General features: G+C 37.0%; 23 protein-coding genes and 1 riboswitch. Of the genes, 17 read left to right on the forward strand and 6 right to left on the reverse strand.

Annotation, left to right across the window (positions count from 1 at the left end):
* Positions 1 to 329, forward strand: a 329-nt coding sequence (locus tag H592_RS0103705) for an IS66 family transposase (protein ID WP_028867579.1), incomplete at its 5' end; no start/stop codon positions are given.
* Between the two features lie 7 nt (positions 330 to 336).
* On the opposite strand, the gene napF is transcribed toward H592_RS0103705, so the two are convergent.
* Both napF and moaA read right to left on the reverse strand, forming a co-directional pair.
* Positions 337 to 819, reverse strand: coding sequence for a ferredoxin-type protein NapF (napF, locus tag H592_RS0103710; RefSeq protein WP_028867580.1), 483 nt, complete (start codon positions 817 to 819; stop codon positions 337 to 339).
* Between the two features lie 166 nt (positions 820 to 985).
* Positions 986 to 1,963, reverse strand: coding sequence for a GTP 3',8-cyclase MoaA (gene moaA / locus H592_RS0103715; RefSeq protein ID WP_028867581.1), 978 nt, complete (start codon positions 1,961 to 1,963; stop codon positions 986 to 988).
* Positions 1,954 to 2,106: riboswitch (molybdenum cofactor riboswitch) on the reverse strand. (Overlaps the previous gene by 10 nt.)
* Before the next feature lie 65 nt (positions 2,107 to 2,171).
* Between moaA and H592_RS0103720 the strand changes: the two genes are divergently transcribed.
* The 6 genes from H592_RS0103720 (at position 2,172) to H592_RS0103745 (ending at position 8,572) form a co-directional block, all read left to right on the forward strand.
* Positions 2,172 to 3,863: a histidine kinase gene (locus H592_RS0103720; protein ID WP_084296192.1), complete on the forward strand. Its 1,692-nt coding sequence runs from the start codon at positions 2,172 to 2,174 to the stop codon at positions 3,861 to 3,863.
* 298 nt (positions 3,864 to 4,161) lie between these two features.
* Positions 4,162 to 4,797 (forward strand): two-component system response regulator NarL, encoded by a 636-nt coding sequence (gene narL / locus H592_RS0103725; RefSeq protein WP_028867583.1) that lies wholly within the window; start codon positions 4,162 to 4,164, stop codon positions 4,795 to 4,797.
* A gap of 171 nt (positions 4,798 to 4,968) precedes the next feature.
* On the forward strand, positions 4,969 to 7,026 hold the full coding sequence (gene dinG, locus H592_RS0103730) for an ATP-dependent DNA helicase DinG (RefSeq protein WP_028867584.1): 2,058 nt from the start codon (positions 4,969 to 4,971) through the stop codon (positions 7,024 to 7,026).
* Between the two features lies 1 nt (position 7,027).
* Complete coding sequence (locus tag H592_RS0103735; RefSeq protein ID WP_028867585.1) at positions 7,028 to 7,810, forward strand: TSUP family transporter; 783 nt, start codon at positions 7,028 to 7,030, stop codon at positions 7,808 to 7,810.
* Positions 7,795 to 8,364 carry a primosomal replication protein gene (locus tag H592_RS0103740; protein WP_028867586.1) on the forward strand — a complete coding sequence of 190 codons (570 nt, stop codon included), beginning with the start codon at positions 7,795 to 7,797 and terminating at the stop codon, positions 8,362 to 8,364. Before H592_RS0103735 ends, H592_RS0103740 begins: the two co-directional genes overlap by 16 nt.
* Positions 8,354 to 8,572 carry a DUF2496 domain-containing protein gene (locus H592_RS0103745; protein WP_028867587.1) on the forward strand — a complete coding sequence of 73 codons (219 nt, stop codon included), beginning with the start codon at positions 8,354 to 8,356 and terminating at the stop codon, positions 8,570 to 8,572. The genes H592_RS0103740 and H592_RS0103745 overlap by 11 nt, the downstream gene beginning before the upstream one ends.
* A gap of 145 nt (positions 8,573 to 8,717) precedes the next feature.
* Here H592_RS0103745 and cysS read toward each other — a convergent pair whose 3' ends face one another.
* Positions 8,718 to 10,121 carry a cysteine--tRNA ligase gene (gene cysS, locus H592_RS0103750; protein ID WP_028867588.1) on the reverse strand — a complete coding sequence of 468 codons (1,404 nt, stop codon included), beginning with the start codon at positions 10,119 to 10,121 and terminating at the stop codon, positions 8,718 to 8,720.
* A gap of 128 nt (positions 10,122 to 10,249) precedes the next feature.
* On the opposite strand from cysS, the gene H592_RS0103755 reads away from it, so the two are divergent.
* The gene (locus tag H592_RS0103755) at positions 10,250 to 10,744 is read left to right on the forward strand and encodes a peptidylprolyl isomerase (RefSeq protein ID WP_028867589.1); all 495 of its coding nucleotides are present in this window, start codon (positions 10,250 to 10,252) and stop codon (positions 10,742 to 10,744) included.
* A gap of 6 nt (positions 10,745 to 10,750) precedes the next feature.
* Positions 10,751 to 11,491, forward strand: coding sequence for a UDP-2,3-diacylglucosamine diphosphatase (locus H592_RS0103760; protein WP_028867590.1), 741 nt, complete (start codon positions 10,751 to 10,753; stop codon positions 11,489 to 11,491).
* A gap of 273 nt (positions 11,492 to 11,764) precedes the next feature.
* Here H592_RS0103760 and H592_RS0103765 read toward each other — a convergent pair whose 3' ends face one another.
* From H592_RS0103765 to proQ, 3 genes are all read right to left on the reverse strand, one after another.
* Positions 11,765 to 13,426, reverse strand: a complete 1,662-nt coding sequence (locus H592_RS0103765) for an AMP-binding protein (RefSeq protein WP_028867591.1) — start codon at positions 13,424 to 13,426, stop codon at positions 11,765 to 11,767.
* 69 nt (positions 13,427 to 13,495) lie between these two features.
* Complete coding sequence (gene prc, locus H592_RS0103770) at positions 13,496 to 15,490, reverse strand: carboxy terminal-processing peptidase (protein WP_037070872.1); 1,995 nt, start codon at positions 15,488 to 15,490, stop codon at positions 13,496 to 13,498.
* 11 nt (positions 15,491 to 15,501) lie between these two features.
* Positions 15,502 to 16,131 carry an RNA chaperone ProQ gene (gene proQ / locus H592_RS0103775; RefSeq protein ID WP_028867593.1) on the reverse strand — a complete coding sequence of 210 codons (630 nt, stop codon included), beginning with the start codon at positions 16,129 to 16,131 and terminating at the stop codon, positions 15,502 to 15,504.
* A gap of 266 nt (positions 16,132 to 16,397) precedes the next feature.
* Between proQ and trhP the strand changes: the two genes are divergently transcribed.
* The 8 genes from trhP to H592_RS0103815 all read left to right on the forward strand — a co-directional run bounded on the left by trhP (position 16,398) and on the right by H592_RS0103815 (position 24,881).
* Entirely contained in the window at positions 16,398 to 17,741 is a 1,344-nt protein-coding gene (gene trhP, locus H592_RS0103780; RefSeq protein WP_028867594.1) for a prephenate-dependent tRNA uridine(34) hydroxylase TrhP, read from the forward strand.
* 1 nt (position 17,742) lies between these two features.
* Positions 17,743 to 17,994, forward strand: coding sequence for a YfhL family 4Fe-4S dicluster ferredoxin (locus H592_RS0103785; protein WP_028867595.1), 252 nt, complete (start codon positions 17,743 to 17,745; stop codon positions 17,992 to 17,994).
* On the forward strand, positions 17,991 to 19,325 hold the full coding sequence (locus H592_RS0103790) for an MATE family efflux transporter (RefSeq protein WP_028867596.1): 1,335 nt from the start codon (positions 17,991 to 17,993) through the stop codon (positions 19,323 to 19,325). The genes H592_RS0103785 and H592_RS0103790 overlap by 4 nt, the downstream gene beginning before the upstream one ends.
* A gap of 306 nt (positions 19,326 to 19,631) precedes the next feature.
* A complete protein-coding gene (locus H592_RS0103795; RefSeq protein WP_028867597.1) occupies positions 19,632 to 21,236 on the forward strand; it encodes an ABC transporter substrate-binding protein in 1,605 nt (534 codons plus the stop codon).
* A 1-nt stretch (position 21,237) separates the two neighbouring features.
* The gene (locus tag H592_RS0103800) at positions 21,238 to 22,212 is read left to right on the forward strand and encodes an ABC transporter permease subunit (protein ID WP_028867598.1); all 975 of its coding nucleotides are present in this window, start codon (positions 21,238 to 21,240) and stop codon (positions 22,210 to 22,212) included.
* Positions 22,199 to 23,089, forward strand: a complete 891-nt coding sequence (locus H592_RS0103805) for an ABC transporter permease subunit (RefSeq protein WP_028867599.1) — start codon at positions 22,199 to 22,201, stop codon at positions 23,087 to 23,089. The genes H592_RS0103800 and H592_RS0103805 overlap by 14 nt, the downstream gene beginning before the upstream one ends.
* A complete protein-coding gene (locus tag H592_RS0103810) occupies positions 23,089 to 24,099 on the forward strand; it encodes an oligopeptide/dipeptide ABC transporter ATP-binding protein (protein ID WP_028867600.1) in 1,011 nt (336 codons plus the stop codon). The genes H592_RS0103805 and H592_RS0103810 overlap by 1 nt, the downstream gene beginning before the upstream one ends.
* Positions 24,072 to 24,881: an ATP-binding cassette domain-containing protein gene (locus H592_RS0103815; RefSeq protein WP_051368961.1), complete on the forward strand. Its 810-nt coding sequence runs from the start codon at positions 24,072 to 24,074 to the stop codon at positions 24,879 to 24,881. Before H592_RS0103810 ends, H592_RS0103815 begins: the two co-directional genes overlap by 28 nt.
* Positions 24,882 to 24,997: the final 116 nt, after the last annotated feature.

Here is a 24,997-nt window from a genome sequence, read left to right on the forward strand (position 1 = left end):
CAATACCAACTACCCGCCAACGAGGCAGGGTGAAAAAAACAAAATCTAGAAATTTACTTGAGCGTTTACAAAATTATGAAGATGACGTACTCAGGTTTATGATCGATAAAGCCGTACCTTTTACTAATAATCAAGGCGAAAATGACTTGAGGATGGCAAAAGTTCAGCAGAAGATCTCGGGCTGCTTCAGGAGCGAATATGGAGCAGAAATGTTTTTTGGTCTTCGTAGTTACTTATCAAGCTGTAAAAAGCAGGGAGTAAGTGGCTCTACTGCTTTAACGCTATTGTTGAATGGCATGCTACCTAATATTTTTATCCCTGCTGAGTAGTTACCTTTCATTTATGTTCCTTAATGCTAATGGCGCTGGTTGGACAAGGAGAAAAGCACGCGCCACAGCCATTACATAGCTCTAAATCAATTTCAGGTACTGCGTTGATCCCAATTTGAAAGCTCAAAGCTTGTTCGGGACAACTTTCGCCACAACTGCGGCAGTAAACGTTTTGGTTTGCTAAACAACTGTCTGCAATCATTGCTTTTTTATGCCAAGGTATTTCTGTTGTTGCGGTAAAAATATCTTCTTGACAAGCATCGGCACATTGTCCGCAAAACGTACATTCGCCGAGTGAAAAATCTATCACTGGGAAACCTGCATCACCTTGCACAATGATTTTTTCAGGACAACTGCTTATACAGTTTTTGCACTGAGTGCAGTTATTTACAAATTGTTGGTTGTCTTCAATCCAGGGCATTAAATTGTTAATCACCAAATCTGATTGTCGACGAAATAAATTACGTTTGTTTATATCAATGTCAGGCATGGTTAAACTAATTGTTAAATTAATGTGAATGAAATATTCAACTAACTTTAGCAGAAGTATTATAAAAAAAGAGGTTATCTGAAGTGTGTTTGATATGGATCAAGAGATTTATGAAGGTTTGAGACATCCCCCGCAAAAAGCGGAGAATATTTAATCAAGTCAAGAACTAACCGCCTATTGAAGCTAAGTGTGGAGTGCCTCCTGAAAGTCCTAAATCAAGAAAATGTGATGATTTTTTCAGTTGTAAAGCTGCAACGATGGTCTCTTTCAGTTGCTCCTTGTCATCACTATTTTGTAACAAATGACGAAGGTCAACTCCCTCTTCGCCAAACAAACATAAATGTAATCGGCCAACAGATGACACGCGTAAACGGTTACAATTATCACAAAAATCTTTGCTATAGGGCATGATCAACCCTATTTCACCCTTATAATCTGGATGAGTAAAAACTTCTGCTGGACCATCGTTTGCGTAGCGAATTTTTTGTATCCATTGTTGGCTTAATAAGGCCTCTTTAATACTTTGACCGGATAAATGATAACGATTAAAAAACTCAGTATTATCTTCGGTCTGCATTAATTCAATGAAGCGCAGTTGAATCGGCTGATCTTTGATCCACTCTATGAAGGTGTTGAGATCGGTATCATTCAAGCCTTTCATCAAAACACTATTTACTTTAACTTGCTTAAACCCAGCGCCTGCACAAGCTTCAACCCCTTCCATGACTTTATGAAAGATATTTTTACCGGTAATAAGATTAAACGTATTCGCATCAAGACTATCCACACTCACGTTGATCGCACTTAGGCCGGCTTCAAACCATTCCACTGCATGTTTACTTAAATTAAAACCGTTAGTAGTGGTGGCTACTTTTTTGATCCCATCGGTATTAGCCACTTGCTTGATAATGTTAGCAAAATCTTTACGCAAACTTGGCTCTCCACCGGTAATTCTTACTTTGGTAGTGCCTAGTTCTGCAAAGGCATTGATTAAGTTTTTAATTTCACCTTCTGATAAAAATTGTTTTTGATGGGTTCGTTGGTAGCCATCGGGCAAACAATAATTACATTTAAAATTACATTCATCGGTGATCGACAACCGTAAATATTCAAATTTACGGTGGTATTTATCTATTAATTGCATGGTCAGTTCCTTTCCAAACACGGGAGGCAAACCCATTTCTAAGTTTACCCTTCTTAACCATTTATGGGTTAAGCGGCTTGCCTCACATATTTACCAAAAGTTATGGTAAACTTAGTGAAACAAGCTCGGAGCTAAATTAAATAAGATGACATCACCCTCCCTATCAAGGAGACTCTATCAACTCGTTACCTATTATTCTTAACTATGTATGAAGATTAATCTACTATTTCATTCACTTTCTATCACAAGAGTGATTTCAACATTCTCTGTACTGCTACTTATTATAGCAGGAACGCATACGCTGATTTTTATTACAACGTCTCACAGCCAAGCGAATAACAAAGAAGCTATCACTAATCTGGTGAAGCTTAAACACAAAGCTATTCAATTTCTACATGCAGATTCATTGGACCGCGATTTAATCCACCGTTCTCTTAATAGTTTTTCCCCTTTATTAGCGAATAAACTATTGGAGAATAAGTATTTTGATGTCAATGCGATTCATTTTTCGAACATTAACCTACGTGCAGAGCTAGTTACTCTACAACACCAGTTATATCAACTTTCAGAGCAAGAATTGCATGCTCAGTTAAACAATGTTGTTGAAAACGCAGAGCTTACTATTCATCAATATCAGCAACTGCTAGAAAAAGAATCATCGGTTATTTTAGTCTCAGAAATCGTTGTTTTCTTGCTTATTTCATTAAGTGCCCTATTCCTACTTATTTATTGCCGACGTTACATCGTTGCGCCAATTAACCAGCTAGAAGCTAATGTTAACTCGATATCAAACCATCACTTTAATGTCGAATTCTCTGATCATGATAATGAAATTGGTGCGCTTTCAACCGGCCTTCAAAGTATGTCAGCAGAACTTGAATCTTTGATTAACGCGATGCAGAAAAAAGTATTTGATAAAAAAACAGAATTAGAAAAAGCCAATGAAACGATTCAATTCTTGTTCACTATTTCGCAGCAACTTAGTACCGTTAAGCTAACCCACTCGATTATTCGTGATGCCTTAAATGCACTCGCTAAACAAACCAACTTAACGAAGTTATGTTTGGAGTTAGTGAATGGAATTGAAATTGACAGCGATATTGGGTGTGCCACAGAAACAGGTAATAATAAACGTATTCCTATCAATATTAACGGTAGCCCATACGGTTATTTAAACTATATTAATGGCATTAACGACAGTGAAGATAACTCCATCATTAATAGTTTCAGTAGTTTACTTGCTCGCGCCTTGTACCAAGAAGAATACAGTTTACAAGAACAAAAACTATTATTAGTCGAAGAGCGTGGTGTTATTGCACGAGAATTGCACGACTCTATTGCGCAAGCTCTATCTTTCCTGAAAATTCAATGTACTGTTTTACGTCGACAATTAGAGGCCAGCGCTGACAAAGAGAATCAAGGTGCAAAAACATCTGTTAACAATATCGAAGAGGCAGTAACGGAAGCCTATGTTCAGTTGCGTTCATTACTCTCTACTTTCCGCTTAAACATTGGCGTGTCTGACTTTAAAGAAGCCGTCGTTATAATGATTTCACAACTACAAAAACAAACGACCGCCAAGATCAAGATGGGAAAATTCGATTCTAATTTCCAAACTCACGCGAATCAACACATCCATATGCTACAGATAGTCAGGGAAGCGATGATCAATGCAATGAAACATGCTGATTGTAATAACATTGTGATCAACTGTGTGGCTGAAGAAAAGCAAGTCGTTATTACCGTGCGCGATGATGGCATTGGTATTGAAGATAAACCGGGTAAAAATAATCACTACGGTATTGAAATAATGAATCAACGTGCAGAAGAACTTAATGCTGTTTTACAAATAAAAAACCTAACGATTGGCACCGAAGTCAAACTTACCTTCAAAATTTGAGCAAATATTTACAATTGTTTATACCTATGATTATAAATCACTTATAATTCACATACCTGTTCTTAACCAAGGTATATGATTAATGCTCAGGTTCAAGTGTTTAAGCAAATAATCATAGACAGACTTAATGTAAAAACTCAGGTTCAATACCTGCTTGTTTTATATTGTGTATAGGCATTTATGACTCGCAAATAATTTTTTTTCATTTTGATTGATAACAGTTATACCCCCACTCACCGTTTACATTTATACTTATGAGCAATTGTAAGTTAATCATGACCAATTAAAGGAATCACAAATGAACAATGTATCTACAGTTATTGTTGTTGATGACCACCCACTTATGCGCAAAGGCATCACTCAACTACTCAGTATTGACCCAAATTTTGTGGTAATTGATGAAGCAACAAACGGAATTGAAGCCGTCAGTATGGTCAAAAAACAACATCCCGATATGGTGTTATTAGATCTAAACATGAAGGCTGTGTCTGGTTTAGAAACACTTAAAGCATTACGTAATGATGGCATCACCAGTAAAATTGTCATGCTTACTGTTTCTGATGCTAAACAAGATGTTATTTCGTTAATTAATCATGGTGCTGATGGCTATCTTTTAAAAGATACCGACCCTGAACGTTTACTTGAGAATTTATACGATATTAAACAAGGTAAATTAGTAGTCAGTGACGATTTACGCCCTTACCTAGATTGCTTGGATCAAGAAAACAACATTCGAGACAAACTTTCTTCGCTTACGCGCCGAGAGAGCCAAATAATGCAAGAAATTTCACGTGGCTTAAGTAACAAAGAAATTTCAGAAAACCTGAATATTTCAGAAGGTACGGTTAAAGTTCATGTTAAAAGTTTGCTTAAAAAACTAGGCATTAAATCACGTGTTGAAGCAGCGGTATTATTCTTAGAACAACCTAAGTAACCCCTTTGCATCAGAGCTTATAAGCTCAATATAACGTGAAAAAATGACTCCTTTGTTATAATTCCCAGCTAAATAACCTTTATTTTGGTAGACTCCCGAAATAAAGGTTTTTTGTTTTTAATTGCCATTTATTTTTGTTTATTCATTGCGCCGAGAAGACTACCTATATTTATGCTTTCAGACTCACTAAAAAAAGAAATTAGAGCTAATTATGAACTCATAACAAAAGCCCTGCCGCAATTTAAAGCACGTAAAGCTCAAAACTATTTAGTGGCTGAAATCGCTAAAGTGCTAGCAGGTAACTATGATAAGTCACGACGTATTTTAGTGGCTGAAGCCGGCACTGGAATAGGTAAGTCTTTAGCTTACATATTGGCAGGGTTACCGGTGGCCTTAAGGCTGAATAAGAAACTAGTTATCTCTACTGCAACGGTTACCTTACAAGAACAATTAATCAGTAAAGATTTACCGTTTTTTCTACGCCACAGTGATTTTAAATTTACCTTCACTTTAGCAAAGGGTCGACAACGCTACTGTTGCGAACATAAGCTACTCAACCAACAACAAGATGAGTCTCAACAAACACTCCTGTTTACTGAAAAACCGCAACCGGGTGATAGTGAATTATTAAGCAAAATGCGTAACGCATATTTAGATGGTAAATGGAATGGGGATCAAGATAGCTGGGCAACACCTATCCCTCGTCGTATTTGGCAACAAATCGTGTCCGATAAACACAGCTGTAAAAAAGCCTTATCAAATCACCGACAATGCCCATTTCATCGAGCACGGGACAATATCAATAAAGCCGATGTAATTGTGGTTAACCACGCTTTGTTACTAGCAGACTTGGAATTAGGAGGAGGCGTTATTTTACCTGAGCCCGATGCCTGTTTCTATGTACTTGATGAAGCTCATCATTTACCCAAAATATCACGCGACTTTTCCAGCGCAAGCGTGAATATCAAAACGAGTCAAGATTGGCTAAAAAAAATCAAGCAAGTCAGCACACATATTAATCGTGTTGTGCATCGCCAAACGACCATTACCCCCGGCCTAACTATGTTAGAAAGTGCTAATGAAATGGTTAATGATTTACAAGCAATTGAACTATATTTTCGTCATAATCCGCTTAATTACAATAAGTCTAATCAATATCGTTTTCCAATGGGTGAAGTCCCTGAAGGTATTGTGAATGCACTGATTAATTTAAAAGAAGAGACCAAAAAGTGTTTAAGTGCAGTCAATAAACTCTCTACCATCACATCCGAAGAGCTGAAAGACGCTAATATAAAATTATCCGATGCAGAACCTATTTTGATTGAAACAGGTTTCTATATTCAACGTTTAGAGAACTTGCTTGCGCTGTGGAAAATGCTATTAAAAGATCGAGCGACGCATCAAGCCCCCATTGCAGCATGGGTAAACAATGAAAATGATGGGTTTACCCTTTGCGCAAGTCCACTTGAAGTCGGTGGTTTGTTAGAATATATGCTCTGGTCTCAAGCGGCAGGTATTATTTTATGCTCCGCGACATTAACGTCATTAAACAGTTTTGATTATTTTATGCGTCAATCTGGTTTGAAAAATAATGATGGTACACAATACCTACGTCTTAAGTCTCCATTCGATTATCCTGCGATCCCTCTCAATATTGCCAATATGAAAAAGGATCCCACTGAATCTGGTTTTGATAACGAATTAATCGATAACATTGCGCAACGTATACAAGAAAAACAAGCTAATTTAGTCTTATTCGCTTCTTATTGGCAAATGAACTTAGTGGCGGATAAGTTACGCCGAAAATTTCCTAAAGCGTTATTAGTACAGGGTGAAACGTCTCGCACAAAAATGATCAGCAGCCATAAAAAGAACTGCGATCAGGGATTGACCAGTATCCTATTTGGTACAGGCAGTTTGGCAGAGGGTTTAGACTTGCCAGGGCATTACCTGACCAATTTAATCATTACCAAGCTACCCTTTGCAGTACCAGACTCACCCGTTGAAGAGGCGCATGCAGAATGGATCACGTCAAAAGGAGGCAATCCATTTATGCAAATCACCATACCAGAGGCCAGTAAAAAATTGATACAATCCTGTGGGCGTTTAATTCGTAAAGAAACAGACACAGGACAAATTACCTTATTAGATAAACGCGTAATAACCAAACGTTATGGCAAAAGTTTAATTGATGCCCTTCCCCCTTTTGCTTTAAATGTAGAGAAATAAAATGACAGAGTTTGTATTAGATCCCAATAGCTGGGTGCTATTGGCATTAGTTGGTTTGATAGCCGGCTTTATCGATGCAGTAGTAGGCGGAGGCGGTATGCTCACTGTACCGACATTATTGAGTGTTGGTTTACCACCCCACCTGACGTTAGGAACTAATAAATTATCTGCATGTTTTGCCTCTGGTACGGCGGCCTATACCTATTTCCGTAAAGAACTTTTTAATCCCGAATTTTGGAAACATACCTTTTATAGTACGTTAATTGGCGCCATGTTTGGGACCATTTTAGTAAACTATATTTCCACGGAGTTTCTGAATAAATTCTTGCCTTTAGTGATTTTAACAGTCGCTATTTATACTTTATTTAGCCGAGTAAAAGAAATTGATAATGCAACGCTTCCTGAAAACACTCCTTTATTAAGAATTATTCAGCGTATTCAAGGCTTTGTTTTAGGTTTTTATGATGGTGTTTCTGGCCCTGGCACGGGGGCATTTTGGGTTATCTCTAATATGCACTTATACCGTCTGAATATTCTATTATCCAGTGGTTTAGCTAAAGCAATGAACTTCACTAGTAATTTTGTTTCCTTATTAACCTTCATCTATTTTGGTCAAGTTGACTGGTTTATCGGATTAACAATGGGTGCTTGCTTAATGCTAGGTGCTTTTATCGGTGCACATTCAGCCATTTATTTTGGTGCAAAATTTATCCGCCCTGTCTTTATTATCATTGTGCTAATTATGGCAATTAACCTTGGGTATAACGCATGGTTCAGTCAGTAGATTTAAAGCACTTAAGCGCCTTATCCGAACAACTTGCAACGCTTAGTTTACGTTGTCGAGAGTGGGATAATAAAATTACTTTATCGGAAAATAAGTCATTTCGTTTTGAAGTACATTTATTTAATACGAGTAGCTTAACCTTGTCTGGTTACTGTCAACAAATCCAGACGACCTTTGAACATTTAAAACACGTTATTACTAAAGAGATGGGTAATACAATCATCAATTATGAATGTGAAAAGTTCATCAATCAATTTTCAGCTTTATTGAATATCGTGAATCAGTTGGATGCGGGTAAAGCTGAAGGTTTATATAAACGCTATTCAACACAACAAGAAAAAGTATATCAACAGTTGCAACGTCAATATCAATATGAAAAAAGACTATTGGCGATGATTAATGAAGAAAATAGCCTTTACCAACAAGCAAACACTGCCAATAATAAAGAAATTCATAAATCACGAGTGAGTGCACTCAAAGAACGTTATCAAAAGTGTAACGAGTTTACGCAAGCATTAGAATTTAAGATGGAAGCTTTAGACAATGACGAATAGTGACAGTACGATTGATTCAGGATTAGTATCTGCGCCTTTAGAGATTAAACTGGCTGTAGATTTGATTCAATTATTAGAAGACAACAACCTGCCGTTAGAGGCGACTATTAAAGCTTTGGAAATAACCTTACGAGACTTTAAAAATAAGCAGCTTACGCAACTTAAAGCCCCCAAAAGTAAAAGCCTAAACGCTAAAACATCGTTGTAGATACAGACAATTATTTTGTAAGCTTAGTAGATCCTACCGTTACAACTAATTTCTAAGCGTAGTAAATCGAACCATTACAACCAATCTGAAAAAAGGACATCAAATGATGTCCTTTTCTTTTAGCGATTGGCAACAAGGCTAGGCATTAGACTTTACGCCAAGTTGTACCATTAGGGCCATCTTCAAGCACCACATTTAATGCCGCTAACTTATCACGAGCATCATCAGCACTTGGCCAATCTTTATTTGCCCTTGCCGTATTACGTTGTAAAATTAATGCTTCTATGTCAGCAACTTGTTGATCATTTTCATGATCTTTTCCAACGCCTTGTAAAAACTGATCTGGACTTTGGCTCAACAAACCTAACACATTAGCAAATTTGACCAGCATGCTACCCAAAAGAACCGCTTTTTTAGAATCAGTTACTTTAACGCGATTCAACTCTTTGGCTAAATCAAATAATACTGCCAACGCTTCAGGTGTATTAAAGTCATCATCCATCGCTTTCACAAAACCTTGATAGAACTTACTGTCTTTAATTGCTTGATCAATCTCAATATCACTGACAGCTACATCACGTATAGCAGTATATAAACGCTCTAAGCTAGCTCTTGCTTGTTTCAAATTATCTTCTGAATAATTAAGTTGGCTACGGTAGTGCCCAGAGATTAAAAAGTAACGAACAGATTCACTATCATAGACATCTAATACATCTTTGATAGTGAAAAAGTTATTTAAAGACTTAGACATTTTGACTTTATCAACTTGCACCATACCCGAATGCATCCAAGTATTAACGTATTCACCGTGATGCGCACAACATGACTGCGCAATTTCATTTTCATGATGCGGGAAACTTAAATCCGACCCACCGCCATGAATATCGAACACTTCACCAAGATGTTTTCTATTCATTGCTGAACATTCAATGTGCCAACCTGGGCGACCTTCTCCCCATGGTGATGACCATGATGGTTCGCCACTTTTCGCCATTTTCCATAGCACAAAATCTAATGGGTCATGTTTACTATCTTCAACTTCAACACGAGAACCGGCCTGCAACATTTCAAGATTTTGACCGCTTAATTGGCCATATTCTGGGAATGATGAGACAGAAAAAAGCACATCACCAGAGTCAGAAACATAGGCATGATTTTTTGCTATCAGTGTTGATATCATTTCGATCACTTCAGGCATGTGATCCGTTACTCGTGGTTCAATATCGGGTCTGATCATATTCAATGCATCAAAGTCCGCATGCATTGCATCAGTAAAACGAGCCGTTAATTGGTCACAAGTCTCGCCGTTTTCATTGGCACGTTTAATAATTTTGTCGTCTACATCTGTAATGTTACGGATAAAAGTTAAGTCGTAACCACTAAAACGTAAGTAGCGAGCCACGGTATCAAAAGCAACAAATGTGCGACCATGTCCTATATGACAGTAATCATAGATGGTAACACCACACACATACATTCCCACTTTGCCTGCGACAAGGGGTTTAAATTCTTCTTTAGTTCGAGTTAAGGTGTTGTAGATTTTTAACATTTTCCATCCAATGCGATTACTGTAAAAACGCCTATTCTAACCTGACCAAGTGACAAATTCATCCTTTGTATTTAATGAATTAACGAGTTGAGGTATGATAATGCTCTTTTTGAAGATAGGATTTAACAATGATTACTTTACATACAAATTTTGGCGACATCACATTAGAAATGAATGAAGAGAAAGCACCTAAAACAGTGGCTAATTTCATTAAATATGCAACAAGTGGTCATTACGATAGCACCATTTTTCACCGTGTTATTGATGGTTTCATGATTCAAGGGGGTGGTTTTGCACCGGGCATGGAAGAGAAAGACAGCCAAAAGCCTATTAAAAACGAAGCAAATAACGGCTTATCAAACGTAAAATATTCAGTAGCAATGGCGCGTACTATGGAACCGCATTCAGCTTCTGCACAATTTTTTATCAATGTCGGCGATAACAAATTTTTAGATTTTAAATCAGAAACAACTGATGGTTGGGGATACTGTGTATTCGCTAAAGTAGTCGCTGGTGAAGATGTAGTAGATAAAATCAAAGGCGTAGCAACAGGTAATGCACATTATGTTCATCAAGATGTGCCACTAGATGACGTTGTGATCACTAACGTTACCGTAGCGTAACTGACTATGCGCACTTTATTCATTGCAGACTTACATCTCAGCGAAAATCATCGTCATATAAGCGATGCCTTTTTTGCTTTTCTTGAAAAAGAAGCAGCTAATGCTGAAACACTTTATATCCTTGGTGATATGTTTGAGGTGTGGATAGGAGATGATGAACATACTCCTTTAATGGATGAAGTTGCGCAGAAATTAACAGCTTATGCTAAAAAAAATAATACTCAAATTTTCTATATTCACGGTAACCGAGACTTTATGATCGGCAAACGTTATGCACAGCAGTCTTCAATGACTTTATTACCAGAGCATACCGAAATAGATTTATACGGAACTAAAACATTAATTATGCACGGTGATACTTTGTGTTTGTTTGATAAAAACTATCAACGTATGCGTAAAGTGATCCATAACCCTGTAATGCAATTTATTTTTAATTGCTTACCACTCAAGCTGCGCAAGCGTATTGGTTGGAAGATCCGCACTGCGAGCCAATCTAAAAAAGTATATAAAAATACAAATATGATGGGCGTGACAGAGCAAGAAGTGCATCGTTTGATGACATTACATCAAGTACAACGTTTAATTCATGGCCATACGCACCAAGCTTTTGTACATGATTTGACTGTTAATGATAAGGCTGGGCAACGCTTTGATGTGGGAGACTGGTACAACAACTTAAGTTTTGTTGATGCCAACCCAGATAATATTAACCTAGTTGTGTTACCCATTGATTATTATCAGCAATAAAAATACAGTTCGCATTTGCTCGGTACTATTTGGTACTAGGTAAGTACGAGTAGTGACTAGATAGATATGAAATACGAAGTGTTTAATACAGCTAATTATTTAATGCTATCGATTATTTAATCCCTTAATCATTGGCATTAAGTTAACCACACTCCCATACGTTAATTGCACAATCGTCACCTTTAAATACTGCCCTTGGCAGAATCATTGTCTATACAAAAACGCAGATAAAAATGGTAAGCACTGAAGCCATAGAGTGTTAAGCCAAGAAAATTATCTGTCTTTTAATAAACGGCGTAACACTTTGCCCACGTTATTTTTTGGTAGCTCACTCACTATTTCTATCAATTTAGGCTGTTTATATCGCGTTAATTGACCTTCACAATGGTGTTTAATCATTTCAACGGTGACTTTATAATCATCTAACACCACAAACAGTTTCACGCTCTCACCAGACTGCTCATCATTAATTCCTACGACAGCAGCCTCTGAGACTCCTTGCATTTGCACCACAGTATCTTCTATTTCATTAGGGTAAACATTAAAGCCTGATACTAATATCATGTCTTTTTTACGGTCAACTAAACGTAATAAACCTTGTTCATCAAATAGACCAATATCACCACTTTTAAACCAGCCATCATTAAACGCTAACGCAGTTTCTTCCTCATTTTGCCAATAGTGCGGCATGACTTGAGGCCCTTTAATTTCTATTTCGCCCGGGCTGTTATAATCTTCGATAACGTTATTATTATCATCGACTAAGCGTAAATCAGTTCCAGGCATAGGTAACCCAATTGAACCATCATGCGCTGTCACATTATAAGAGTTGACACTTACCATAGGAGCGCACTCCGTTAATCCATAGCCCTCAATGACCGTACTGCCTGTAACTTCTTTCCACAAATTAGCGACTTTAGTTTGTGTTGCCATGCCCCCTGCTATAGTTATTTTTAGCGAAGAAAAGTCTACGTCATTAATTTTAGGATGATGTAGTAAGGCGTTAAATAATGTATTCAATGCAGTAAAGAAGGTAAATTTATACTTACTTAAGGTTTTAATAAAAGTATCGAGATCACGAGGATTAGTGATCAATAAATTAGTGCCGCCTTTTTTAATAAAAAATAGACAATTAACCGTCAGCGCAAATGCATGGTAAAGAGGTAATGCAGTGACCATTATTTCGCTTTCTTGATCAACAGTTAAACCAAATACAGCGTCTGCCTGCGCTAAACTAGCCGCCATATTACGCTGAGTCATTACCGCGCCTTTTGAAACACCTGTAGTTCCTCCCGTATATTGTATCAGTGCGATATCATCTAAATTAATCACAGGACGAATGTATTGCCCTTTCTCACCCTGTTTAAGTGCATTACGATAACTTTTTGCACTAGGTAACTGATACTTGGGTACCATTCGTTTGACATAGGAAACAATAAAGTTAACGAACTTTCTCTTTAATAAAGGTAATGCATCACCAATTTTAGTTAACACCACATGCTTGATTTGAGTTTGTTTCACAATACTCTGTAGCGTTTGTGCATAATTAGACACAATAAAAATAGCTTTTGCGCCTGAGTCATTAAGCTGATGCTTTAATTCTGATGCGGTATACAGTGGGTTTATATTGACGACCACCAACCCCGCTCTTAAAACACCTAATAAAATAATAGGGTATTGCAATAGATTTGGCATCATGATCGCGACACGGTCCCCCTTCGCAAGTTGCGAAGTTTGTTGCAGATAGACTGCAATTTTCCTTGATTGAAGGTCTAACTCTGCATAGGTCAGCGTTTCATCCATATTGATAAAAGCAATATGTTCTGGATGTTGTTGAAATGTTTGTTCAAACATATCAACTAAATTAATCAATGAGCTTTCATCTATTTCACTGTTAATACCTTCAGGGTATTTATCTAGCCATGGTTTAAACATAAAAACTCCTTTTAAAAACAAAAAAACCGACTATAAAAGTCGGTTTTATTATTAACACCAAACAGTTACCTATAGATTAGCGTAATCTAACGTAATGTGGCTAGCTTCTATCAAAAATGCGTCAAGGGGCTCAAAATCATCCGGAATATCGTCTAAAGACGTGACCTCTTTTAACCCGGCACGCTTTAGTCGCTCATTAGTGCGCTGTAAACTTTCAGCTTCTTTTACTTCGCGTTCATTAACACGTACGTTTTCAACTAGCGAAATACTGGTTTTATCTTTATCGACACGATAATCTGCAATATCGTCAGCCAAATAATTAAACTCAATTTCTTTTTTGATGCGTAATTGATGAGCTTCTATTAATTGTTTAATTCCTTTATCTAAATCAGCGACTTTTCGATATTTAGCAGAACGAATATTATCCCAAGGTAATGCATTTTTTTCTAAACTTTCACCTGTATCTTGTGGGTCAATACCGCTTGGGAAAGCAATGTCAGGGATAACCCCTTTATTTTGTGTGCTGCCACCATTAATACGATAAAATTTAGCAATGGTATATTGTACTGAACCGACTGCATCTTGGTTGGTATCGTAGTAACGTGCGATACGGCGATGTTGTTGCACAGTACCTTTACCAAAGCTTTGTTCACCTATAATAATGGCACGGCCATAATCCTGTAGTGCAGCGGCAAATATTTCTGATGCAGAAGCACTATTACGATTGATTAATACCGTCAAAGGACCATTATAAGCGATATTATCATCATCATCGGCTTGCACAGCAATTTGCTGACGGCTATCTCTCACTTGTACAACTGGACCTGTTTTAATAAATAAACCAGTTAATAGTGTTGCTTCACTTAATGCTCCACCACCGTTATTACGAAGATCAATCACAATTCCTTTTACATCTTTTTTAGCTAAGATGTCTAATTCACGTTCTACGTCTTCACTGAGTTTGATGTAAAAACTTGGAATGGTAATGACACCAATATTTTCGCCATTAATCACTTGTACAGATGATTTTGCCTCTCTGTCTTCAAGGTGAATTTTTTCACGCACAATTTCGATAACTTTATTAATATCGCCGGCTTTACCCGACAAAATTTGTAACTTAACCTTGGTACCTTTCGGGCCTTTGATAAGTTCAACGATATCATCTAAACGCCACCCCACAACATCTATGATTTTTTCGCCTTCTTGACCAACACCAATGATTTTATCATCTTTAGCCAATTGTTTTGACTTATCAGCTGGACCACCAGGAACTAAACTGCGGATCACTGTGTAATCATCTTCAAGTTGTAAAACAGCACCAATCCCTTCAAGAGAAAGATTCATTTCCATTTTAAAACGTTCAGCATTACGTGGCGATAAGTAACTAGTGTGAGGCTCTATTGTGTGTGCATAGGCATTCATGAAAGCTTGGAATACATCTTCACTTTCAGTTTGTGTTAAATGTTTGAGTGCATAAGTATAACGTTTAGTTAATAACGTTTTAATTTCAGGCCATTTTTTATCAGCTAATTTTAACGTTAATGCATCAGATTTAACTCGCGCATGCCATAGTTTATCTAACGCTTGCTTATCTTTTGCCCATTGAGCTTTACTACGGTCATATTGATATTCTTCTTCAGTATCAAAAGTAATCTCTTTATCTAGTAACGACAAAGCGTAGGTAAAACGTTCAAAACGTCGCGTTAAGTTAAGTTGGTAGATTTTGTAGGCAGGTTCAAGTTGACCAAATTTAAGATTATCATCAAATGAATATTGATAAGCTTTAATCGCATCAATATCACTTTGCATGAAGATCTGTTTATTGTAATCAAGCTGTTCAATATAACGATTGAACACTTTTTCAGACAACTGGTCATCTAAAGGCATATATTTATAATGAGAGCGACTAAATAAATCGCTCACTCGTTTCGCCACTTTTGCATGCTGAGACTCTTGATGCAATTGCGGGATATCTTTTAAATCTACATTTGAGGAAGAAGCAAAAGCTGCTCCGATAAAAATGATTTGGGATAGAATTAATGCATGACGAAAGAGTTTATTCATTAAAATACCTTTTATACGATTAAATGCTTAGCTTTAACTTTTACAACCATTCCTGAGTCTAGTTGCACTTGAACTTCTTCTTTTAAAATTTCAACAACGGTTGCCGAAACAGGCGATTTTCCTAAAAGAACTTTGACTGATTGCGATACTTTAAGTTCATTATGATTAGCTTCTTTATACTGACTTAAGTCAATCTCAGGTTTTTTAACTGCTTTTTTAGGCGCTTCTTTTTTACGACTTGGCACAGTCACTTTTTTAGCAGCACGAGCTGGTGCTTTATTGGCGTCTGTTTTTTTCTTGTTCGCAAATGCTTTTTCTTTACTTTCTTTTAGCGACAATTGTGCGTGGTCAGCATGCTCTTGAGAAACTTCATCCCCTTCAACACCATCTAAATCGACACGTTTTGCACCTGCTTTTACACAGTGCAAGTAACGCCAACTCATTGTGTATTGACGTAACGCACCACGAAGCTGTGTTTTACTGACGCGAGTTTCATTCTCTAGACGAGTTGCTAGTTCTTGAAACACACCAATTTTTAATGGTTTTGCAGGCTCAGCACTAGCGATGAAGCAAGCTGGAAACTGTTCCGTTAAGAAGGCAATGATTTGTTTGTTATTTGTAAACTTTTCTGTGTTTTCCATGTAAAACCTAATATTTAAAAACGATGTTGAAAGATATCCAGAGTAAATCTCTGATAATCAGTAAGAAAATTATTCGCTAGTATAGAGGTGCGTTTATTAAATGTGAAACTAATTATCACCTCAGTACGCCTATTCCGACCATTTTTTGCCATTTATCATCAATACTCAATATTTCCAGCCTTCAGCTACACCTTTTTTACAAAAACAAGTAGAATGCCCGCTTTCCTTTTGTGGGAATGTCCAAATTTTATATTGAAGAGGCTTAGATGAAACCAGAATTATTATCCCCTGCAGGTAGTTTAAAGAACATGCGTTACGCTTTTGCCTATGGGGCCGATGCTGTTTATGCAGGTCAACCTCGTTACTCTTTACGAGTTAGAAATAATGAATTCAATCTTGAAAAGCTTCAAATAGGCATCAATGAAGCCCATGCACAGGGTAAAAAATTATATGTAGTGTGCAATATTCAACCACATAACTCTAAACTAAAAACATTTATCCGCGATATGAAACCCGTGGTTGATTTAAAACCCGACGCATTAATCATGTCTGACCCGGGTTTAATCATGATGGTACGTGAAGTTTTTCCTGACATGCCAATTCATTTGAGTGTGCAAGCGAATGCAGTTAACTGGGCCACGGTAAAGTTTTGGTACCAACAAGGTATTGAACGCGTAATTTTGTCGCGTGAACTTTCTCTGGATGAAATTGAAGATATTCGCTTCCATTGCCCTGAAATTGAAATCGAAGTATTTGTTCATGGTGCACTATGTATGGCTTATTCTGGCCGTTGTTTGTTGTCAGGCTACATTAACAAACGCGATCCCAACCAAGGTACATGTACAAACTCTTGTCGCTGGAAATACGATGCCCATGAAGCGACGGAAAATGAAACCGGTGATATTGTTGCTATCCATAAACCTGAGCCAACGTTAGGTAGTGGCGAGACCACGGATCAAATCTTCTTATTACAAGAAGAAGGAAGACCGAATGAATATATGCCTGCTTTTGAAGATGAGCATGGTACTTATATTATGAACTCTAAAGACCTTCGCGCGATTCAGCATGTCGAACGTCTTTTAAAAATGGGTGTACACTCTTTAAAAATAGAAGGTCGTACTAAAAGTTTCTATTATTGTGCTCGTACCGCTCAGGTATACCGTAAAGCGATGGATGACGCAATTGCAGGGCGCCCTTTTGACCCATCATTAATGAGTTCATTAGAAAACCTTGCTCATCGAGGTTACACCGAAGGTTTCTTAAGCCGCCATACTCATGATCAATACCAAAATTATGATTACGGCTATTCAATCAGCGAGACTCAGCAGTTTGTAGGTGAAATTACTGGACGTAATCAACAAGGCCTTGCTGAAATAAACGTAAAAAATAAGTTTTTAGTCGGGGACAAACTAGAGCTAATGACACCGCAGGGTAACATCAACTTTAAGTTAGAAGAGTTACATAATCGTAAAGGTGAATTAGTCGATGTGGCGCCGGGTTCAGGTCATGTCTTATATATTCCAGTACCAAAAGAGATAGATTTAAGCCACGGTTTACTGATGAGAAACTTGACTCAGGGTACTGATACTCGTAACCCGCATAGTAAATAACATGGCTTTATTAATAGAAGACAGTTGCATCAACTGTGATATGTGCGATCCAGAATGTCCTAATGAAGCAATCACCTTTGGGGCTGAAATATATGAAATCAATCCAGATTTATGTACTGAATGTGTGGGTTTTTATGAACAGGCAACCTGCGTCGCAGTTTGCCCTATCAACTGTATCATTATCGATCCTAAGCATGTTGAAACAGAGCAACAGCTGCTGGATAAATTTGCAGATTTACACGTTAATCAATGAGTTCATTCGCGCCTAAATTTACGCAGGGTAATATTCCTGAGCATATATTAAAAATGGCGCTGACTAATGCGGTGGCCTTAAGCGTGTTTTTTGTTGTTGATTTGATTAATATCTATTTTATTAGTTTATTAAATCAACCTCACTTGGTTGCTGCCATTGCCTATGCAGCAGCCCTGTTATTTTTTACCACCTCATTGACGATTGCTATGGTCATTGCGAACTCGGCTATCGTTGCCAAGTTAATAGGTCAAGGCCATCAGCAACAAGCCAAACAAGCTTCAATGAGCTGTTATCTAATAACCTTATTAATTAGTTCTCTAATTACCCTTACTGTTTTTTTTAATGCTAACCACCTATTAACATTAATAGGTGCCAATGGTATTGCTTTAGATGCAGCCAGTGCTTATTTAAAAATAACCATTTTTTCTTTTCCACTGATTGCTATGGCAATGCAGATCACAGCTACATTACGGTCATTAGGTAAACCTAAATTAGGTATGTATTGCACCCTAGCAGGTGGTATATGTAATATTATTCTCGATCCTCTGTTTATCTTTTACTTTAAGTTAAATATTGAAGGGGCAGCCATTGCAGCAATCGTTGCAAGAAGTATGATGTTATTGATTGCCACCTTTTATCTAATTGTGATTTGTGGTTTTATTAGTCGCATTACTTTTGCTGATTTTATCAAGCACATGAGAAATATTAGTGCAGTTGCTATTCCTGCTTCACTAACACAAATCGCCACACCACTGAGTCATTTATATATTACTTATGAAATGGCTAAATTTGGAGGTAGTTTTGTTGCGGGCTGGGCAATCATTAGTCGTTTGATCCCCGTCGCTTTTGTGATGTTGTTTGCAATGCCTGGCGCAATCGGCCCTATCATCAGCCAAAACTTGGGTGCAAGGCAGTTTAAACGCGTCAAAACAACTTTAAATCAATCACTTAACTTTATTATTAAATATGTTTTTGTTTTAGCATTAACTCTGTCACTAATGCAAGAGTACCTTGTCGCTTTGTTTAATGCTGGCCCAGATACTGGAATGTTAATCCGCTTTTTTTGTCAATATGTCAGCGTTAGCTTTATATTTGTTGCAATGAATTTAGTTGCGATGTCTTTTCTGAATAATGTTGGTCGGCCTAAAATGGCCACCTTATTGAATCTTGGGAAAATGTCTTTAGGGACGATTCCTTTTGTGAGTGTCGGTGCCTATTATTATGGCGCTCAAGGCATATTGATTGGGCAAGCTTTAGGTAGCATTATATTTGGCTTAGCCGCCATTATATTGTGCTATCGTATTGTCACTAAATTAGAAGTAATTGTTTAATGGTGATGACTTGAAGGTAGTTACTTGAAGGTGGTCACTTAAAGGTAATTAATTAAAAATCATTAAGCAAAATAAAATGATTTATAGTGCTTACTCTTTAAGATACAAGGATCTGTAAGCTAAAATTCGGCTACCAGTAAGCCATGGGTTGAAGAAATGTTAGGCATAATGATGACCTAACGCATTAAATCGCTACTTTATTTCTATCTTTAGCAGGAACGAATAGGTTTACGCATATTTAATATGTTAATTAAGCGGCGCTAATGTTAAATTACACACCTCACTCTAATGGAATAGAATAGCTTTATGCGTTTAATATGCTTATTGTTCTTTATCACAACCCTTAGCGGCTGTTATCAAAATAAAGCACTAACACAAAATACTCTTATCTATTGCACTGAAAGTTTACCTACTTCGTTTAATCCTCAAATTAGTCATGATATTGCGAGCCTAGATGCAACCACACATCAAATTTATAGCCGCTTAGTCACCATTGACTCTAAAACCAATAAATTCATTCCTGACTTAGCTGAAAGTTGGCAACGTAGCGATGATAAATTACGTTACCGGTTTACATTGCGCAGCAACATTAGCTTTCACCAAACAGACTTCTTTAAACCAACTCGCTTTTTAAATGCTGACGATGTGTTATTTAGTTTTAATCGCATGCTAGATTACCAACATCCCTATCATATGGTGAATAATCAAGCTGAAAACTATTTTTATAATCACCCTTTCACTAATTTATTATCTGAAATTAATAAGATTGACGATCATACTGTTGAGTTTGTTTTAGTTAAACCCGATGTAACGTTACTTGCAAATCTTGCAGCACATTACGCAGTGATCCATTCTCAAGAATATGCAAATCAGTTGATACAACAAGGCCAGCCAGAGAATTTGGACTTTCAACCTATCGGAACTGGGCCTTTTAAATTTAAAAGTTTTGATAGTAACGGCACTATCCGTTATAAAAAACATGCACTTTATTGGCAATCAATGACCAATATTCAAAACTTAATTTATTTTACTAACCCAAGTGCAACCAAACGTTACACCAAATTATTATCTGGCGAATGTGATGCAATCTCTTACCCTGCAGCGAGCCAATTAGAAACGTTAAGTAAAAATAAAAATATTACCCTAAACAGTAAATCAACGGAAAATATTGCGTTGTGGGCATTTAATACAAAGCGAGATATTTTAAAGAATTATCAAGTACGCCAAGCACTTTCGCAGGCTATTGATAAAAAAACCATTTTACAGGCTGTTTATTTTCAAAGTGCAATACAAACGGATACGTTATTAAGTAAACAGTCATGGGCATTAAAACCTCGATTTGAAAACGATCAATACGACCCAGATAAAGCACGACAAAACTTAACGTTATTAAATTACGATTTTTCTAAAACGTTAACGATTTTATTGCCTGATAGTTCCGATGTATTTAACCCTAACTTTCATAAAACAGCGGAATTAATCCAAGCTAACTTAGGTGATATTGGTATTAAAACAGATATTATCAATTTAAGTGGTGCGGCTTTAAAAGCACGTTTAAGAAGTGGTGATTACGATACTTATTTAACCGGCATTAATGTGCATATTAACGACCCTGATAGTATTTTTAGACCGCTTTTAAGCTGTAATTCGACCGCAGAAACGGGCAACAGCAGCCATTGGTGCTCACCAAAAATACAAGTATTGTTAGACCAGTCATTAACAGAGTCTAATTTTGCACAACGTATTAAAAACTATTATCAGATTCAAGACGAAATTTATAAGCAACGCCCTTACCTGCCTATTGCACATGTATTAAGGTTGGACGCTATTTCGAAATCAATTTTAAATGTTGAAGTCAATCCATTAACTGGTATTAATTTCCAAAATGCCATTAAACAAGATTTGAATTAATATGCTGTCATTTTTACTAAGACGTTTGAACCTATTATTAATTACTGCGTTGATATTAACCATCATCGCCTTTGCTGTGGACCGTATTGTCTCTGTCAACGCTGACGCAGTAGTAAGCCATAATGGATACATCAGCCAATATTTTTCTTATCTATGGAATATTCTTAATGGTAATTTAGGGCACTCTTCGGTGGATAACCAAGCGCTGCTTGATCGTGGTCTAATCTTTTTTGCTTCGACATTAGAACTTTGTTTCACTGCTTTAATCTTCTCCAGCATTATCGCCATTCCACTCGGTTTATTAGCGGGTTTATTCAGAAATACACGCTTAGATTATGGAATAATGACAATTGCCATTATTGGACTCGCTTTACCTGTTTTTTGGGTGGGCGTAATGGCGGTATTATTACCCAGTGTGTGGGGCCAAGTTTTACCCGTTGATGGCAACTTAAGTTTAATTTATGAAGTACCCGTTGTGACTGGATTTTTGTTAATTGATACATTAATGGTTACCGAACAATATGAGCTATTTGCATTTATAGACCGTGTTGCACATTTAATTCTGCCTGCATTAGTTTTATCATTTTTCTTAATCACTGAAATTGTACGCTTAACCCGTCATTCCATGACCATGGTGATGCGCAGTAATTATATACAAGCCGCCTATGCAAAAGGTTTTTCTCGAACAAAAATCGTTTTTGCACATGCATTAAAAAATGCACTGCCCCCTATTATTCCGCAATTACGGCTGCAATTAAGCACCATCATATCTTTTGCGATGACCATTGAAATTGTATTTAACTTAAATGGTATTGGAAAATGGTTATTTATTTCATTGAAAACAGGTGATTATTTAGTATTACCTGCTGGTATATTAATTATTAGCGGATTTATTTTATCATTCAGTATTTTCATAGAAATTCTCATGGTTATTATTAGTCCATTAAGACGAGGTTCCTTATATGCTGATAAATAACGGCTTTAATGAAGATAAAATTCAATCACCACTAGGTTATATTTGGTCCATTTTTAAAACCAAAACCATTGCAGTAGTCGCTATGTGGTTAATTATTGTTTTGATTATTGTCTCGCTATTTGCCCCTTGGTTTGTGCCACATTCTCCCTTGGCACAAAACCCTGAGAGCATGTTATTACCTCCGTATTGGGTCGAGGGAGGAGATATTAACCATATTTTGGGAACCGATGATTTAGGTCGAGACTCACTCTCTCGTTTATTTCATGGACTACAACTTACTTTAGGTGGCGCACTACTCATTACGCTGTTGGTCGGTATAATTGGAATGCTTATCGGGGCTGCTGCGGCTCTTACAAAAGGTGTTAAAGCAAGTGTTTTACATCACTTGTTAGATGCTTTGTTAGCGATTCCAACATTACTTTCTGCATTAATACTGATCACTATCTTTGGACCAAGTTATACAAACTGTTTGATTGCTATATCTCTTTCATTGTTACCGCAATTCATACGTTCTAGTTTTTTGGCCATTGAACAAGAACTAAGTAAACAATATATTGTTGCGATACAACTAGATGGTGCAACAAAAACGCGCTTATTTAGATACGGAATTTTGCCTAATATTTTAGAGCCAACCATTACTATTATTAACCGTTTATTTACCATGGCTATTATCGAAATTGCGACACTAGGTTTTTTAGGTTTTGGTGCTCAATTACCCCAAACTGAATTGGGATCTATCATCGCCAGTAGTATGGAACTAATTTATCTTTCTCCTTGGCTGGTTACTTTCCCAGGGATTGCTATTTTCACAGTAATTATTATCGTAAATGTACTTTCAGAAGGTTTACGGCACGCAGTACTTGAAGGTGAAGAATAATGGCTTTATTAGATATCAGAAACCTAAGCATTGATATTGATACTGCACAGGGAAAAATTCGCGTTATCGATAAAGCCTCATTAAATATAGTGGATGGTTCAATCCATGGTTTGATTGGTGAGTCAGGGTCAGGTAAAACCCTGATCGCTAAAGCTATATTAGGTTTACATAACAGTAACTGGACGGTTACGGCTGACCGCATGTTTCTAGGCAAGACAGATTTAGCAAAACTCACGCATAAAGAACGACGTCAAATCCTAGGTAAAGAGATTTCAGTTATTTTTCAAGAGCCCAGCTCTTACCTAGATCCAAGTCAAAAAATACGCGTTCAAATTGAATCAGTTTTACCCAAAAAAACTTGGCAACAACGCTTTCGTTTGATCTTGACCAAGATTAAAAAAGTAAACGTACAATCACGACGCTTACAAATAAAAGAGTTGTTGCACAAAGTAGGTATTCAGAACGATGTGGCAGTATTAAATTGTTTCCCACACCAACTTTCAGAAGGTGTTTGCCAGAAAGTGATGATTGCTATGGCAATTGCTAATAATCCACGTTTGATTATTGCCGATGAGCCAACCACTGCGATGGAAGCGGTTACCCAATCACAAATATTTCGTTTGCTGTACAAGCTTAACCAATTAAATAATACGACTCTGCTTATATTGAGTAATAATTTTGCCAATACTAGTAACATATCCGATTACATGACCTTAGTTTATTGTGGACAAACGGTTGAATCAGGATCTTATAAGCAAATAATGGGCAGTGCAATGCACCCCTATACACAATCGATGTTAAAAACATTGATCAATAATGTGCAATTTAATGAGCATAAAGCGCAACTGTACACATTACCCGGTAATATTCCTTCTTCTAACCAATTACCGATCGGTTGCCGACTGGGGCCTAGATGCCCTAGAGCACAAAAGATATGTGTTGAAAACCCTACTTTAACGACTAAAAAAGGCCATAGTTTCCGATGTCACTATCCAACCAAAGTGAGCTAAATGTGCAGCCGTTATTAAAAGTAACGGATCTGTGTAAAAGCTTTAAACATGCAACGGGTATTCTCAGTAGTCGTGAGCAACTCGCTTTCGGACCTGTCAGCTTTACCCTAGAGCCGGGTCAAACATTGGCTGTGGTTGGTGAAAGTGGATCTGGAAAAAGTGCATTGGTCAGGACGATTGGCGGTATGTTAATAGCAAACTCCGGAGATATATACGTAAAAGGACAGCATCTTAGTTCGCTTAACTCTCAGCAACGTTGTTTGTCTATACGCATGATTTTTCAAGACCCAAGTAGTTCGTTAAACCCTAAAACGACGGTAGGGAAAATACTACATGCACCTTTACAATTAAATACAGATTTAAATGACAAGCAACGCCATCAACAAATTCTGGAAACCTTGAAATTAGTGGGATTATTACCTGATTATTTAGCTTTTTATCCTAATATGCTTTCCAGTGTTCAAAAACACCAAGTGGCCATCGCTCGTGCCATGATCTTAAATCCTGACATTATTATTGCCGATGAAATTTTGTCTACATTAGATATTTCACTGCGATTTAAAATCGTCAACCTATTGCTAAAGATACAAAAGGCTAAAGGGACTAGCTATATTTTTGTTGCGCATAATATGCACTTAGTCAAACACATGAGTGATCAAATCCTAGTATTACATCAGGGAAAAATTATTGAAAAAGGCACAGCTAAAAGCGTTTGCGAGTCGCCACAGGAAGAACAAACAAAATATTTGTTATTAAGTCACCAGCCAGACTACCGAAAGTAGTATTTATTTGATAAAAAATAAATAAAATACCTCTTTTGGTCTATACTCTCCGATTTAAAGCATTTCTTTGATCCTATATAAAGCAAGTTCTGTTATAGGATCATCGAAATAGTTTA

The organism is Psychromonas arctica DSM 14288, from assembly GCF_000482725.1.
GTDB classification, from domain to species: Bacteria; Pseudomonadota; Gammaproteobacteria; order Enterobacterales; family Psychromonadaceae; genus Psychromonas; species Psychromonas arctica.